This is a genomic window from Paraburkholderia translucens (assembly GCF_020881035.1).
Lineage (GTDB): Bacteria > Pseudomonadota > Gammaproteobacteria > Burkholderiales > Burkholderiaceae > Paraburkholderia > Paraburkholderia translucens.
Genome location: NZ_JAJITC010000010.1, coordinates 181481 through 195811 on the forward strand (window position 1 = coordinate 181481; position 14331 = coordinate 195811).

The 14331-nt window shown below is 66.2% G+C and carries 10 protein-coding genes; 3 read left to right on the plus strand and 7 right to left on the minus strand.

Translation table 11 applies throughout. From position 1 onward, the window contains the following. Position 1 precedes the first annotated feature (1 nt). The 5 genes from bcsB to bcsD form a co-directional block, all read right to left on the minus strand. Positions 2-2557: a cellulose biosynthesis cyclic di-GMP-binding regulatory protein BcsB gene (bcsB, locus tag LJ655_RS19830; RefSeq protein ID WP_230562921.1), complete on the minus strand. Its 2556-nt coding sequence runs from the start codon at positions 2555-2557 to the stop codon at positions 2-4. Between the two features lie 3 nt (positions 2558-2560). After that, on the minus strand, positions 2561-4768 hold the full coding sequence (gene bcsA, locus LJ655_RS19835) for a UDP-forming cellulose synthase catalytic subunit (RefSeq protein WP_230562922.1): 2208 nt from the start codon (positions 4766-4768) through the stop codon (positions 2561-2563). Beyond that, positions 4765-5553 carry a cellulose biosynthesis protein BcsQ gene (gene bcsQ / locus LJ655_RS19840; protein WP_230562923.1) on the minus strand — a complete coding sequence of 263 codons (789 nt, stop codon included), beginning with the start codon at positions 5551-5553 and terminating at the stop codon, positions 4765-4767. The genes bcsA and bcsQ overlap by 4 nt, the downstream gene beginning before the upstream one ends. Next, positions 5550-6290, minus strand: coding sequence for a cellulose biosynthesis protein BcsP (bcsP, locus tag LJ655_RS19845; RefSeq protein ID WP_230562924.1), 741 nt, complete (start codon positions 6288-6290; stop codon positions 5550-5552). The genes bcsQ and bcsP overlap by 4 nt, the downstream gene beginning before the upstream one ends. A 108-nt stretch (positions 6291-6398) precedes the next feature. Further along, positions 6399-6854 (minus strand): cellulose biosynthesis protein BcsD, encoded by a 456-nt coding sequence (gene bcsD, locus LJ655_RS19850; protein ID WP_230562925.1) that lies wholly within the window; start codon positions 6852-6854, stop codon positions 6399-6401. A gap of 642 nt (positions 6855-7496) precedes the next feature. Between bcsD and LJ655_RS19855 the strand changes: the two genes are divergently transcribed. Together LJ655_RS19855 and LJ655_RS19860 are read left to right on the plus strand one after the other, a co-directional pair. Beyond that, positions 7497-8642, plus strand: a complete 1146-nt coding sequence (locus LJ655_RS19855; protein WP_230562926.1) for a GGDEF domain-containing protein — start codon at positions 7497-7499, stop codon at positions 8640-8642. Positions 8643-8822: 180 nt separating this feature from the next. After that, positions 8823-10784 carry a sensor domain-containing phosphodiesterase gene (locus tag LJ655_RS19860; protein ID WP_230562927.1) on the plus strand — a complete coding sequence of 654 codons (1962 nt, stop codon included), beginning with the start codon at positions 8823-8825 and terminating at the stop codon, positions 10782-10784. Positions 10785-10854: 70 nt separating this feature from the next. Here the strand turns inward: LJ655_RS19860 and LJ655_RS19865 are convergent, their stop codons facing one another. Both LJ655_RS19865 and LJ655_RS19870 read right to left on the minus strand, forming a co-directional pair. Then, positions 10855-11517 carry a dihydrofolate reductase family protein gene (locus LJ655_RS19865; RefSeq protein ID WP_230562928.1) on the minus strand — a complete coding sequence of 221 codons (663 nt, stop codon included), beginning with the start codon at positions 11515-11517 and terminating at the stop codon, positions 10855-10857. Positions 11518-11688: 171 nt separating this feature from the next. Continuing rightward, the gene (locus LJ655_RS19870) at positions 11689-12837 is read right to left on the minus strand and encodes a DSD1 family PLP-dependent enzyme (RefSeq protein WP_230562929.1); all 1149 of its coding nucleotides are present in this window, start codon (positions 12835-12837) and stop codon (positions 11689-11691) included. 307 nt (positions 12838-13144) lie between these two features. On the opposite strand from LJ655_RS19870, the gene LJ655_RS19875 reads away from it, so the two are divergent. After that, the gene (locus tag LJ655_RS19875) at positions 13145-14221 is read left to right on the plus strand and encodes a hypothetical protein (RefSeq protein WP_230562930.1); all 1077 of its coding nucleotides are present in this window, start codon (positions 13145-13147) and stop codon (positions 14219-14221) included. The last annotated feature ends 110 nt before the right edge of the window (positions 14222-14331 follow it).

A 14331-nucleotide genomic window follows, 5' to 3' on the forward strand; every position in this document is an offset into this window, starting at 1 on the left:
ATCAGTCCTTCAGTCGGCGCGAGGCGATCGCGCGCAGCGTCCGGTAGCACAGGCCCGCGAGGATCAGCGCGGCGAGCACGCCGCCGAACAGCAGCAGCAGCGGGTGCGACGACAGCGCCCAGCGCAGATACTCCTGCGGCGACAAACGGCCGACGTAGTATGCGGTGCCGTTCGACGTGATGGTGACGTCACGGCCGTGAATCACGGCCATCGCGCCTTGAATCTTCGGCAGCACGTCGGCGTCGAGCAGCGCGGCGGACAGATCGGCGTCCGACTGGCCGGCCGCGCTGATCAGCGCGACCGCGCTGCGGCCTCGCTGCAGCGGTGACTCGAAGCCGGTCAGAAGCGCCGCGCCGTTCGAGCTGACCATCGTCAGATCGGCGCGCGCGGGCGCACGCTCGACACCGCGCTCGCCGTGCCACCAGTCCCGCAGCTTGAACACGAGGTCGGTCAGCTCGAACGTGTGCGCGGCGCCGTCGCTCGCGAACGGCATCGACTTCGACCAGCGCTGCAGTAGCGGCTGCTTGCCCGGCGCGCCGAACACCAGCAGGTCCTTGTCCGCGAAGCGATCGATGTCGGCCGCATGCGTGACGCTCACGCCGGTGACCGGAAAGCCGGTCGATTCGCCCATGCGGCCCATCGTCAGCAGATACAGGCTGTAGTCGCTCGCGTCGGCGTCGTCCGGCAGCACGACGGCTGTTTCGGAGAGGTCGGCCATCCGCGTGAACGGGAAGCCGCTATTGGCGAACGCGGCCAGATCGGGCAGCGCCATGTAGTGTGGAAACGACGACAGGTCGATGCTCGAGTTCGGGTCGATCGCGCCGACCACGTTTTGCAGCATGCGGCCCGCGCATTCGCCGGTGTTCGTGATGTCGTAGTAGAAGTGCAGGCGCAGTTGCGTGCGCGGCGTCATCAGCAGCGGCGGGATGCGGATGTTGCGGCGCGCCTCGGCGGTGCCGTCGGACATCACGAGGTTGAAGTAGCGGCTCAACTCGAAGATCGAGGCGGCGCGCGCCGGAATCGGCAGCGCCTGCACGAAGCCGTTGTTCACGCTGATGTTCAGCGACGAGCGGTCACGCGCCGGCCGCACCGTGTACCGGTAGCGCAGATCGATCGGCGCGCCGCGCGTGTGCCACATGAACAGATCGGGCGGCACGCGCATGTTGATGCGCACCGCGTCGGCGTCGTAACCGAACACGGTCAGGTCCTTCGGATCGGCGAGTTCGCCGAAGCGCACGGGGCGGTCGGTCGGCAGCCAGTTCGGCGCGTCGTATGGCACGCGCGGCGTGATCTCGTTGAGCGAGGTAATCGTCGCGCTCGTGCCGGACAGCGTGCTGTGGCCGATACCGAGCGACTTCGCGGCAGTCTTCAGCTCCGCTTCGTCGCGGCCGAGCACGAGCAGCAGCTTGCCGCGCGCGCTCGCGTCGCGCTCGACCACCGCGATGGTCGGACCGGTGATCTCGGGAATCGTCACGCCGGCCGGATGCTGGTCGCTCGTCGCGAACACGACCGCGTTGCCCGCCAGCGGCGCGTTGTCGAGCTGCGCGGGAAACACCGCGCCGCGATAGCCGGCGAGCGAGCCGAACCACGACGCGACGATGCCGGCCGCTTCCAGCGTGGCGTTGCCAGGCTTCTGCGCGAACACGAACGGCAGTTCGAGACGGCGCACGTCGCGGCGGTCGAAGAATGGCTGCGGCAGCGCGGCCAGTTCCGGCTTCGTCGCGAGCGCGGAGTAGGTCAGGTCGAGCGAGCTCGCGTTGCTGACCGTCGCCCACAGCGACGAGTTCGCGGGGTCTTCGCAGGCTGTCGTGTAATGGCCGATCAGTTGCAGGTTCAGATGGTTGAAGTCGGTGATGAAACGCGGATCGATCGAGATTTCGCGCGCGACCAGCATGCCGGCCTGCTCGTGCGGCAGCGGCAGCGTCGCCGCGACTTCGCCGTTGATCAGCACCTTCAGCTGCGACAGGTTCGCGAGCAGCGCGGGCGAGTAGCTGTAGATCAGATGCAGCGTCGCGCCGGTCACGACCTCGTCGCCGCGCACCGAGAACGCGATGCCGTTCTGGGCGTCGACGCCGCGCAATTGCAGTGGATCGAGCGCGCCGAAGTCGGCGAACGTCAGCGTCTGCCGGCGCCCGCCCGGCACCAGCAGGCCCGGCTCGGCGGTGGTCGGCGTGCGCGCCCCGAGTGCCTTCACCGACGCAGCCGCGAGCGCGGGCGTCGGCGTGGCGAGCGCGCCCTGGGCGATCGCGTTCGGATCGAACGGCACGGCGGGGCCCGGCGCGGGCACGTTGCCGACGCCGGTCGCGACCTGCGCGGGCTGTGGCGCGCCGGCGGTTGCCGCCGCGTCCGGAGCGGGCTTGGCTGCCGGGGTGGCCGCCTCAGCCAGCGGCGAGACCGACGCCAGCGCAGTCTGCAACGCGAGCCAGCAGGCGACGCCCCGCATGACTCGCCGCGAGCGCAGGGAGCCCTGGCGGGCAACATAGCGCGAGGGTGATCCAGTGCCATTGCGCCCGTGAGCCGGGCGTTCGAGATTGTCCTTCGCCATCCTGTTGCCCATAGATCAGTCTTTGGTTTTCAGCTTCTTGAGGTCCGCCGGACGGCTTTTGATCGAACTGCGCAAGTCGTCGTACAGATGCTCGAACAGACCCGCGATGCCGCGCGCGCCGACCTGCAACACGTGCGACAGACCGCGCAGCGGGGTGTCCGTCTCGCGACCCTCGGCCCAGCCGGTCCACGCATCCGCGCGGGCGAAGGTGGTCTTCACGAATTCGTACTCCTGTTCGCGCGACATCGACGCAAAGCGCAGCCCCACGCGTCCAGGCTCGGTAAAGCTGACGGTGGCGGGGAACGCGTATTCCTCGTCGCCGCGGAACAGTGACACGCTTACGCGCTCCTGCATCGGCACTTCGATGCTGCCGGGCAGCGCCACGCCGACGCCGCCTTCCGAGTAGTCGATCGTTTCGCACGCGAGCGTGCGGCCGGTCGAGAACTTCAGCATCACGGGCATCTTCATCGCGACGCGCGGCACCGCGCGGATCTGACGGCGCTCGCTCGCGGCGGCCACGCTCGCGCCGAGAATCAGCATGTTGTAGCCGGTCCACGCGAGATTGAGCAGCGTCGTTTCGACGATGCTGCGCACGTGCCAGTTCATGTAGATATGCACGAGACCCGCGAGAAAGCCGAGCAGGTTCAGCAGCAGCAGGAACAGATACGGCCGCGAGATCGACCAGTCGAAGTAGCTCTTCTCGATCACGCCGCCCTTGGCCGTCACGTTGAACTTGCCGAGTTTCGGGTTGATCAGCGCGAGCAGCGTCGGCGCGGTGATGTACGACGCGAGCACCGACTCGTACACCTCGGCCCAGAACGAATGGCGGAACAGGCGCTGCATGCGCGAGTTGGTGATGCTCGCGTGCATCATGTGCGGCAGCGCGTAGATCGCGATCGTGCTGGCGGCCGCTTCGATCACGTGCGCGCCGAAGAACAGATACGACAGCGGCGCGGTCAGGAATACGAGACGAGGCACCCCGTAGAAGAAGTGCATCATCGCGTTCAGGTAACAAAGCCGCTGGCCTATCTTCAGGCCCTTGCCGGTCAGCGGATTGTCGATGCGGAAGATCTGCGTCATGCCGCGCGCCCAGCGGATGCGCTGACCGATGTGGCCCGACAGGCTTTCGGTCGCGAGGCCGGCGGCCTGCGGAATCGCCAGATACGCGGTGGTGTAGCCGAGGCGGTGCAGTTTCAGCGCGGTGTGCGCGTCCTCGGTGACGGTCTCGACGGCGATGCCGCCGATCTCGTCGACCATGCTCCGGCGCAAGAGCGCGCACGAGCCGCAGAAGAACGTCGCGTTCCACAGATCGTTGCCGTCCTGCACGAGGCCGTAGAACAGCTCACCTTCGTTCGGCACCTTGCGGAAGGTACCGAGGTTGCGCTCGAACGGGTCGGCGGAGAAAAAGTGGTGCGGTGTCTGCAGCATCGACAGTTGCTTGTCGCGCAGGAACCAGCCGAGGCCGATCTGCAGGAACGAGCGGGTCGGGATGTGATCGCAGTCGAAGATCGCGAGGTACTCGCCGCTCGTGACCTTCATGGCCTCGTTGATGTTGCCGGCCTTCGCGTGGCGATTGTTCGTGCGGATCGTCCAGTTCACGCCGACTTCCTCGCAGAACGCCTTGAACTCGGGGCGCCGGCCGTCGTCGAGCACGTGGATCGACATCTTGTCGGCCGGGTAGTCGAGCGCGAGCGCCGCGTAGATGGTCGGCTTCACGACGCTGAGCGGCTCGTTGTAGGTCGGGATGAACACGTCGACGCTCGGCCACGCGTCGCGATTGGCGGGCAGCGGCAGCGGCTTGCGCTTGAGCGGCCATGCGGTCTGGAAGTAGCCGAGCATCAGCACGACCGTCGAGTAGAGCTCGGCGGACACAAGCAGGAGACCCCAGCCGGCGTCGAGCGGATGTTCCCAGTACGTCGTTTCGGTCAGACGCCAGTACATGTAGCGGCCCGACGCGACGATCGACAGCATGATCATCACCATCGTCGCGTAGCGGCCGGGCAGACGGCGAAACAGCAGCGCAAGCACGAAGCAGAAGGTCGCGAAGGTCAGCTGCTGATAGAACTCGAGCGGCACCGTGAACACGAAGTACAGCATGTACAGCGCCGCCAGCGTGACGAGCCCGGTGACGATGCGGCTGTTCCAGAAGCCCGCTTCGATGAAGCGCTCGAAACGCGACGGCTCGCCGCCCTCGGGTTCGCGCGACGAGGCTGGGGAGCTCATGCGACGCTCCTTGGCTGGGCGGTGATCGCGTCGAGCGCCGCGGTGAGCCATTCGCCGCATGCGCGGAAATCGGCGGCGGCCTGGCTCAGCGGATCGTAATGGATCAGCGTGGTGTCGCAGGCGAGCGCTTCGCTGACCCCTTCGTCGAGATGGATCACGCCGGGGAACATCTTGCCGGCGAGCATCTGGCGCAGCACCTTCAGGACGTCTTTCGTCAACTGGCGCGACTGGTCGATCTGGTTGATCACGTAGCCGATGCCGCCGAAGTCTGCACGCGGCGCCGCATAGGTTTCGATGAGCCGCTCCATCAGCGGGATCGCCGCGTACGACGCGGCGTCGGCGAGCACGACGTTCAGCGCGAAGGTGGCCGCACAGAGCGCGGTGCGCACGTAGATCGACGAGCCGGGCGGCGTATCGACGATCACGATGTCGGACGGGTCGAGCCGCAGGTCCTGCAGCGACTGCGCGAGCCACTGCGGATGCTGGTCGAGATGCGCCTCGAAGCGGCGGCGGTCGTCCTCGAGCAGGGCGCCGTACGGCAGCACGGTCACGCCGTCGATGCCGTCGTACATCACCGTTTGCCACGGATCGCCGCAGAGCGTCGCGCGCGAGAGGCCGTCGATGCTGTCGAGCGGCACGCCGAAGTGCAGACGCAGCGCGTTCTGCGGATCGAGATCGAGCGCGATCACGCGCCGGCCGCTGCTGGCGAGCACGGAGGCGAGATTGGCGGCCAGGGTGGTCTTGCCGACCCCGCCTTTGGCGGACACCACGGCGACGACTTTCATGAGCGACGCGGACCGTTGGTGAGCCACGAGGCGACGCCGCCGCGCGCGGCGCCGGCGGGTGCCTCGCCTTTGGCCGGCGTACCGCGCAGACGGTCGAAGACCGACTGGAGCGACGCGGATGCCCGGGCGGGCGCGGCAGTTTGCGGCAACGCGGAGGCGGTCTGCGCCGCAAACATCTTGCCGAGGATCGACGGCGCCTCGGCCGGTTGCGCGGGTGCGGCGCGCAAAGGAAAGGCGGAAGAAGGGCTCACGGGCGGCACGGCAGGCGGGACCGGTGCCGACGCGGCAGCAGCCGGCGCAACCGGATGGCCCGGGCGAGCCGGGGCTGTAGATGTCACGACCGCCGCCGCGTCAGGCTCCTGGCCCGTGGCGAAACGCGCCGCGCCGCTCGGCTTCGCCGGCTGGGCGGCAGTCACCGGCGCTGGCACCGGCGGAATGTCGCGCCGGTATGGGCGCGTGAACAACGGCGCCTTCGCGCGCATTACCGACGCCACGTCCTTTGGTGTCGTGTCCTCATCGAGGGCGGCTCGCGGCGCCACGCTCACCGGCGGCAGCGGCTTCGCCTCGCGAAGCTGGCCGATTGCCGGAATGGCCGGTTGGGTCAGATCGAGCGTCACGAGCAGCGGCCAACGCGTTCGCGCGGTGCCCGCGTCGTTTTCGCGGCCGATCTCCTGGTAGTCGTTGGCGTCGCCGCCAAATTGCTTGAACAGCTTTTCGATGTCGCTCGATGAACTCATGATGCCGTCGTCTGTTTCAACCCGTGCATTGCCCCGAACCGACTCCTCGGGGCGCTATTCGCTTGAACTACCTTCTCCGGTTCCGCGTGGCGGCACCAGCAGCGCCGCTCAGGCGGGATGTCGGCCGAGACGGAATTCGAGCGAGCTGTCCTCGGCGAACGCACTCGTCTGCACGACCGACAAACCCTGCGCGCCCAATGCGCTCAACCACGTCTGATAAACGCCTTCGAGAAACGCCGGTGTCCAGGCGAGCGCCGATTCGCCGAACGCCGGCAGCGGCGCGCAATAGTGAGTGATGCGTAGCGACTCGGTCTCGTCGGCGAGCGTGACGTAACCCCAGTCCATCTGACGCCAGCAAGCATTCAATACCTGCTCGAGCTCGTCCGTCGACGCGCAGGCGGGCAGCGGATGCGCGAGCGCGAAACGGCCGCCGACGCGATGCATGAGCTGACGCAGTTCGGTGCGTCCGATTTGCGCTTCGAACTCGCTCGCCAGTGCGCTCAGCATGCCGCGCCATTGCGGCGAGATGTGGCGTTCCAGCAGATAGTCGAGAATGGGGACCATGTTTTCCGGAAGGGGGCGCTGCTGCCCGTTGCATAACCACGAACGTGGCAGTCATTGAATATCGGAGTGGTTCGGCAATCGCCGCGCCGACTACGGCATTTTTGCCGGACTGTCTAGTGTATCCAGCACGCATACCCACAAGTTTACTTAAGAGAATAAGTTTTAGCCACTTTCCATTCGCCATCCCAAGCGCGTCGTGATGCGGATAGGAGACAAACAATTACGCCATTCCTGTTGCTTCGAAGAAGTTGAAACGTTTGCTTTGCTTTATGCCACAAAAAGCTTGTGCGGCAAGAGGTGAATTGAGGGACAATTCCGGCATGCTTTCAGCCATGGGTTTTTCATTTTGTATGCAACGGGTAGCGAATCGCAGGCAGCCTTGCGCTGCGCATTAGTGGTGCGAATTGAATTGCGACGGAAACCGATGAAGGTTATTCCCGGTTGCCGGCATTTGCCGCGATAAGGCAATCCGGGCCGCCACATGCAATACGCCGGATAAAGCGGCGACGTCAGTCAGCCAACTCAACGCGCAGCGACGAAGAGGGCAATCGCGAGGCGCGGCAGGCAATGATTCAACGCGGCGAAAGATTGACGCCAGGCGCGCCGCTCGCGCGCGGCGCCATTCGATTCAAACAATTTGTAATGCTTAATCCACTCACCATTCTGCTGGTCACGGTTCTGGCGGATGCGATCGCAATGGCCGTGCTCTTCTCGCTGAGGCGCGCGAAGATTCCTGGCGTCGGCTACTGGATCGCCGCCAACGCGCTCGCAATCGTCGCGCTCATTGGCTTTGCATTACAGGGATATGCGTCTCGCTGGCTGACGCACATCGCGGCCAACATGCTTTTCGCGCTCGCGCTGCTGCTCCTGCTCGAAGGCTGCCTGCGTTTCCTCGGCCGCGTGGCGCGGCCGTGGCCCGCCTATGTGGGGCTGGTGCCCGTGCTGGCCGGCATGATCTACTGGACCTTCGTCACGCCGAACTTCAATGCGCGGGTCGCGCTGGTGTCCGCGTATCACGCAAGCCTCTATGCGGCGCTCGGCCTGCTGATGCTGCGCGCATGCCCCGCCAACCGGCCGCGCTACAGCTTCTACTTTCTGGCGAGCGCGGCGCTGCTGCTGTGCGTCGGCCACGCGACGCGCGGCATCATGTACGGCTTTCACCTGCTCGAGCAGACGAGCCTGATGCAGGTATCGGTGTCCAACACCGTGTTTCTCGCGCTCGGCATTCTCGCGCCGCCGTTCCTGTCGATCGGTTTCGTGATGCTCGCGCATGACCGCCTCGCCGAGCGCCTCGAGCGGCTCGCGAACGTCGACGATCTGACCGGCGCGCTGTCGCGTCGCGCGTTCCTCGAAATCGGCGGCGCGCTGCTGAATGCGTCGTCGCGCACGGGCTTGCCGGTCGCGATTGCGATCGTCGACATCGATTCGTTCAAGGCCGTCAACGATACGTACGGCCATGCGGCCGGCGACGAGGTGCTCACGCACTTCGCGGCGTTCGTCGCGGGCGAGCTTCGGACCTGCGACGTGTTCGGACGACTCGGCGGCGAGGAGTTCGGCGTGCTGTGCCCGGCGACCAGGGCCGCCGGGGCGGTCGTGCTGCTCGAGCGGCTGCGCGCGCGCCTCGCGGCCGCCGCGCCGGGCGATCTGCCGCGCGGGCTGCGCTATACGTTCAGCGCTGGCATCGATGAGCACCGGCCCGGCGAATCGCTCGCGCAGATGATGGCCCGCGCCGACCGCGCGTTATACGCGGCGAAAGCGGCGGGGCGCGATCGGGTGATCGCGGCGTAGCGCAGAGCGCCACGCGGTCTATCGGGTCGCCGTGATGACCGCATAGTGGGACAAGAGCCCGCTTTTCCAGCAGGCAGATGCCGCATCGTTGCGTCGCCCTGCGTTAGCCATAAATGTTTATCAAACGTTTGCCGATAACCACTGGCGGAGTGACTGGAATTCCAGCCTGATCGACCCTTTATGTCTGCCATCCAATCGCAGCACCTGTCCGAGCCGAGCATGCGCGAGCGCTTTCACCAGCGCTCGCTCGAACATCAGCGGCCGCTTTCCGTCGTGACGATGGCCTTCACTGTGCTGACGTTCCTGTGCATGGTGGTGGCGCGCCAACTGGTCGGCACTCCGGCCGCATCGCTCGGCTACCGGCTGCCGTGCGCGCTCGTGCTCGCGCTGCTCGCGCTGGCGATCCCGCTCGCGAAGTCGGCGCGGCTGTTCGGCGCGATCGGCGTCGCGTACGAGCTGGTGCTGATCGGCGGGCTCGCGCTGAATGCGATCGGCGTCGCGCATCCGTTGGCGTGGCTGTTGCCCGCGCTCGTCGTGATACCGATCTGCGCGGCGCCACTATGGCTCACGCCCGTGCATTTCCTGATCGGGAACGCGCTGTTCTACGCGGCGGCCGTCGCGCTGCTGCTTGGCCAAGCCCATGCGCGCGAGGTCGACGCGGTCATGTGGACGTGGGTCATCGCGATTGGCGCGCCAACGGCAGCGGTGGTCCATTTCGGCTTCTACCGTTTGCGGCGCAATCACTTTCTGCTGGAGAGCCAGCTTGCGCAGCTCGCCGCGATCGAACGGCCGGACGGACATGCGGGCGCGAGCCTGGGTGTCGCCGAGGAGGAGCGCGGCGAAAGCCTCACGCCGTTGCCCGAGCGCGCGCATCGAGCGCCGCCGTTCGATGCGTTCGCGCCGCGTGCCCAGGGCGGCGACTCGCGTGCGGGCGCGGCGCGTTATCGCTGGGAAGACTTCCATCTGATCTCGCACTTCCAGCCGCTCTACAGCCTGTCGCATCGCAAGCAGGTCGGCTTCGAGGCGCTGTTGCGCGGTGAGCACGACGACGGCACGCTGGTGCCGCCGGTCGAGATGTTCGCGCCAAAGCCGTCGCGCGACGAAGGCGCGCTCGATCGCGCGAGCCATGCGGTGCATCTCGGCAATGCGCGCCGCGCGCTGCCCGGCGATGCCTGGCTGTTCCTGAACATTCTGCCGGCCACCTTCATCGGCGACGGCTATTGCGACCAGTTGACGAAGATCGTGCGCGCCTCCGGGCTCGAACCCGAGCGCGTGGTGCTGGAGATTCTGGAATCGCATGGCGGCAGCGTCGACGATATGTCGCGCGCGGCTGAGCGATATCGCCAGCACGGTTTCCTGATCGCCGTCGACGACTTCGGCGCGGGCCAATCGAATCTGGACCGCCTGCTGCGCATCCGTCCGGATCTCGTCAAGCTCGACGGCGAGCTGATTCGGGCGACTGCCCATGGCACAGAGCAGCCGATCCTGCCGAAGCTCGTGTCGCTGCTGCACCAGGCGGGCATGCTGGTGGTCGTCGAAGGCGTCGAGACGGCCGAGGAGCTGATCCTCGCGGTCCAATCGAACGTCGATTTCGCGCAGGGCTATCTGCTCGGCCGGCCCTCTGCCGAGATCGCGCGTCCCGAGTCGGTGCACCGTCAAATCGACGATGCGTTCGACGTGATCGCGCAGGGCCGCGCGCAGCAGCATGCGCTGTTCGAATCCGAGGTGGAGCCGTACCGGCTCGCAACACTGCGCGCAGCCGAGGCCTTGCGCGCCGGCACCGTGATGGACGACGCGTTCGCGCTGCTTGCCACCTTCGAGCGCTGCATCAGCTGCTTCATTCTCGACGACATAGGCCGGCAGATCGGTCACGAGGTGCGCGGTCCGGCGTGGCGCGAGGACACGGCGTCACTGCAGCCGGTCGCGAATCCGCGCGATGCGCGCTGGGACCATCGGCCGTACTTCCGCAATGCGGTGCTGCAGCCCGGCAAGGCGATCACCAGTAACCCTTATCTTTCGCTCGCGAGCGGGCGCCCCTGCATCGCGGTGACGCTGGCGCTGCAGTTGGCGAGCGGACGCTGTGTGATCGGGGTCGAGCTGGATTGGTCGGCAAGAGGGTTGCCGTGGCCGGCGGGAGAGTAGGGCAAGAGAAGGCCGCGCGTAGGGCGACACGATTCCTGCAACGGACACCTCGGGAATCCAGGTCTTGTGACTAGGCGTCCGCGTGCCCTTGGCGCCGCAGGACGACATGCGTGGCCTTCTCCGACGCTACGAATTCAACGCATTCGTAACCCAGAGCCCGCAAGTCGACCCCTGCGAACAGCGATTCTCCCCGGCCGAGCAGGACCGGCGCGATAGCAATGTGCAGTTCATCAACGAGGCCCTCGCGAAGATACAGCCGGATTGTGGCCGGCCCGCCGCCGATTCGCACGTCCATTCCGGCAGCGGCCTCGCGTGCACGGTCGAGCGCCTCGCGAATGCCTCCTGTTATGAAGTGGAAAGTCGTGCCGCCTTTCATCTCGATGAGAGGACGGGCATGATGGGTCAAGATGAAGACTGGAACGTGATACGGCGGGCTCTCTCCCCACCAGCCCTTCCAGTTCGTGTCCTGCCACTCCCCACGAATGGGGCCGAACATGTTCCGCCCAAGAATCCAGGCCCCTACGTTCTGAAAGCCACGGGCGGCGAAATCATCGTCGACCCCGGTCGTACCGCCGTCCTTGCCGAACAAGGCCCGCTGGAACGTGCGTGTTGGGATCAGCCACTGGTGCAGTTCCCTCCCGCCAACGCCGAGCGGATTGTCGATGTCCTGATTCGGACCAGCTCCGTATCCGTCCAGCGAGATGGTGAAGCCGTCAACGCGAACTCGTGTCATTGGTTGCCTCCGTTTTGACGCCTGACGTTCGACATGAGCGGCGGCCGGAAGCCGGCGATGCCGGCTGTAAAACATCCGAACGATGGAGGGACAGACATCTCCCGCGCTACCCGCTCGGATTTCATGGTATCCGGGATTCCGCCACAGCAGCAGGACGAGTGAGCCGCCGGCTCACCACCCGTAAAACCGCCGCCATTCGACGCTGCTGCCGTCCGGCGCAACCGCGTGATACTCGGGAAACTGAGCACCGGTGGCGCAAGCGTGGTTCGGCAGGATGCGCAGTTTCATACCGATGGGAAAGCGTTGGACAATGTCGTCGGCCTGTGCGTCGGCTGGCGCGTCGGCGCGGACCGCCGCGAGAATCCCATGCTCCTGGTTGGCGCCGCTCACCACATAGCCCGGCAGCAACGTGCCATTGAGCAGACACGGCTGCCCATAGCCGAAATCGTGCGATTGCCGCGACGTGCCGCGATCGCGGCTAAGCGCCATCCAGCCCGCGTCGAGAATCGCCCAGCCTTTGTCTTCCTGATGACCGATCACGGTCGTCAGTACGCTGAGCGCGATCTCGTCGAACGTGCAGACCCCCACGTTGTGCATGACCAGGTCGAACAGCACGTAGACTCCGGCCCGCACTTCGGTGACGCCTTCGAGATGCCGCGCGGCGAGCGCGGTCGGCGTCGAGCCGACGCTGACCGCCGGGCATGCGATGCCCGCTTCACGCAAGCGCTCGGCGGCGCGCACGCAGCCCGCGCGCTCCTGCTCCGCGAGCGCGGCGAGCGCCTCTGGCGTGTTCAACTCATAGCTCGAACCCGCATGAGTCATGACGCCGCCGACCTTCACGCCGTTCTCGTGAAGAATCCGCCCGACGACGAGAAGCGCCTGCTGTTCGGGCTGGATACCCGAGCGATGCCCGTCCGTGTCGACTTCGATCCAGACCTCGAACGTTTCGCCGTGCTGGTCGCCGAACGCGGCAATTGCCGCGGCGGCGGTCGGATTGTCCACCACGAGCTTCAGATCGCAGCCCTGGCGGCGCAGCGCGAGCGCGCGCGGCAGCTTCGACGGCGCCATGCCGACCGCGTACAGAATGTCGTCGATGCCGGCCGCGAAGAACGCTTCCGCTTCCTTCAGCGTCGACACCGTGATGCCGCGCGCGCCGGCGGCGATCTGCGCCCGCACGACGTCGATGCACTTGGTGGTCTTCACATGCGGCCGGAACGCGACGCCGAGCGTATTCATCTGCCCCTGCATCCGTGCGATGTTTTTCTGCATCCGCGCGACGTCGATCAATGCGGCCGGGGTTTCGATCTGTTCGAGTCTCATGCTTGCGTCCGGGCAGCGAGGTGATGTTGGAGAGTCAGTGCCGATGGATCGATTCCTGGATTCAGATGAAATGAATCGCCGTCGCCACGGTGGCAACGGCTTGAAGCGGGCTGCGGATACTGCATGAAAGGGCGCGTGCTGCCGCTGGCGCGCAGCGCGAACAGGAAGCGAATGTCGGCCGAACCGTTCATCGGTGCGAGGGGAGCGATGTGAGAGCGCGGAATCTCACAGCATAATGCGTCTGGAGCGCTCGCAGGGTAAAGTGGCGCTTCCTGTTGATTGATTCGAACCTCAGAAGAGAAGTGCCATGCCGTTGCCTCATGAATCGTCCGCAAACGACGCCCCAGAAAGTCCGCTAAAACAGGCAGTTTTTCTGCATACGGGCTGGCGCAGCGCGGGCACGTGGGTGTGGTCGCGGCTGCGCGAGCTCGAGCGCGCGGACGGTTTCTACGAACCGCTCAGCAACGTGCTCGCCGATCTGAAGCTCGCCGACGTGCCCGCCTCGCGTCCGACCTTGACCTCCGGGCACCCGCCGCTCGCCGCGCCGTACTTCGACGAATACCGGCCCTTTCTGCGCGAAGACGCGCGCGGCGTGGCTGGTTACGACAGGCGCTTCAGCATCGACCGCTTTACGCGCGAGCCCGATGCGACGTTTCCCTCGTTGCAGGCCTATCTGCGCGCGTTGAGCGAGCACACGATCGAACGGGGCCGGGTGCCCGTCTTCAAGTTTTGCCGCACGGGCGGCCGCCTGCCGTGGCTGAAGCGCGCGTTCACCGAAGCGCTGCATGTGGGCGTGCTGCGCAATCCGGCCTCGCAGTTCGCATCGGGCTGGCTGCTGCGGCAGCAATGGAGCAATGCATTTTTTGTCGCTGCGCCGTTTCGTGTGCTCGGCCTGAATCAGATGGACCCGCTGGTGCGCGAAGCGATCGGCGTGTGCGGCGTGCGTCTGCCGCCGCTGACGTCGATGTCCGACGACGCGTACGCGGTCGCGTGCGAGCAATTCGCGCGCACGGTGGACAGCGACAACGCGTATCGCGCGTTCATCGCGCTGTGGGTCCTCTGCGCGCTGCGCATGGGAGAAGGCGTCGATCTGCTGATCGATATCGAACGGCTCGGCGAGTCGCGCGACTATTCGAACGGTCTGAGCGCCGCATTCGAAGCGCAATGCGGCTTGTCGCCCGACTTCTCGGGCGCGCGCGATCTGGTCGTCGAAACGCGGCGCAGCGCGGCCCGCATGACGGGCATCGACGGCGGCGCGCTGCGCGTCGTGCACTCTGCCGCGCTGAAATTCCTGAAGGCGCAGGCGGGTATCGACGCGGCCTTCATCGAGGTTGTCCGCCAGAAGATGGTGCTGGCCAACGAGCTGACCGAAACGTGGCGCTAGGCCGCGCGAGCGCCATCTGGGCGGCCGACACAACCCGCCCCCGCGGCGGCGATCAGGGTGCTGCTCATGAGCGGGCTTCCCGACGGTCCTGATGAAAGTGCGTCAAGTGA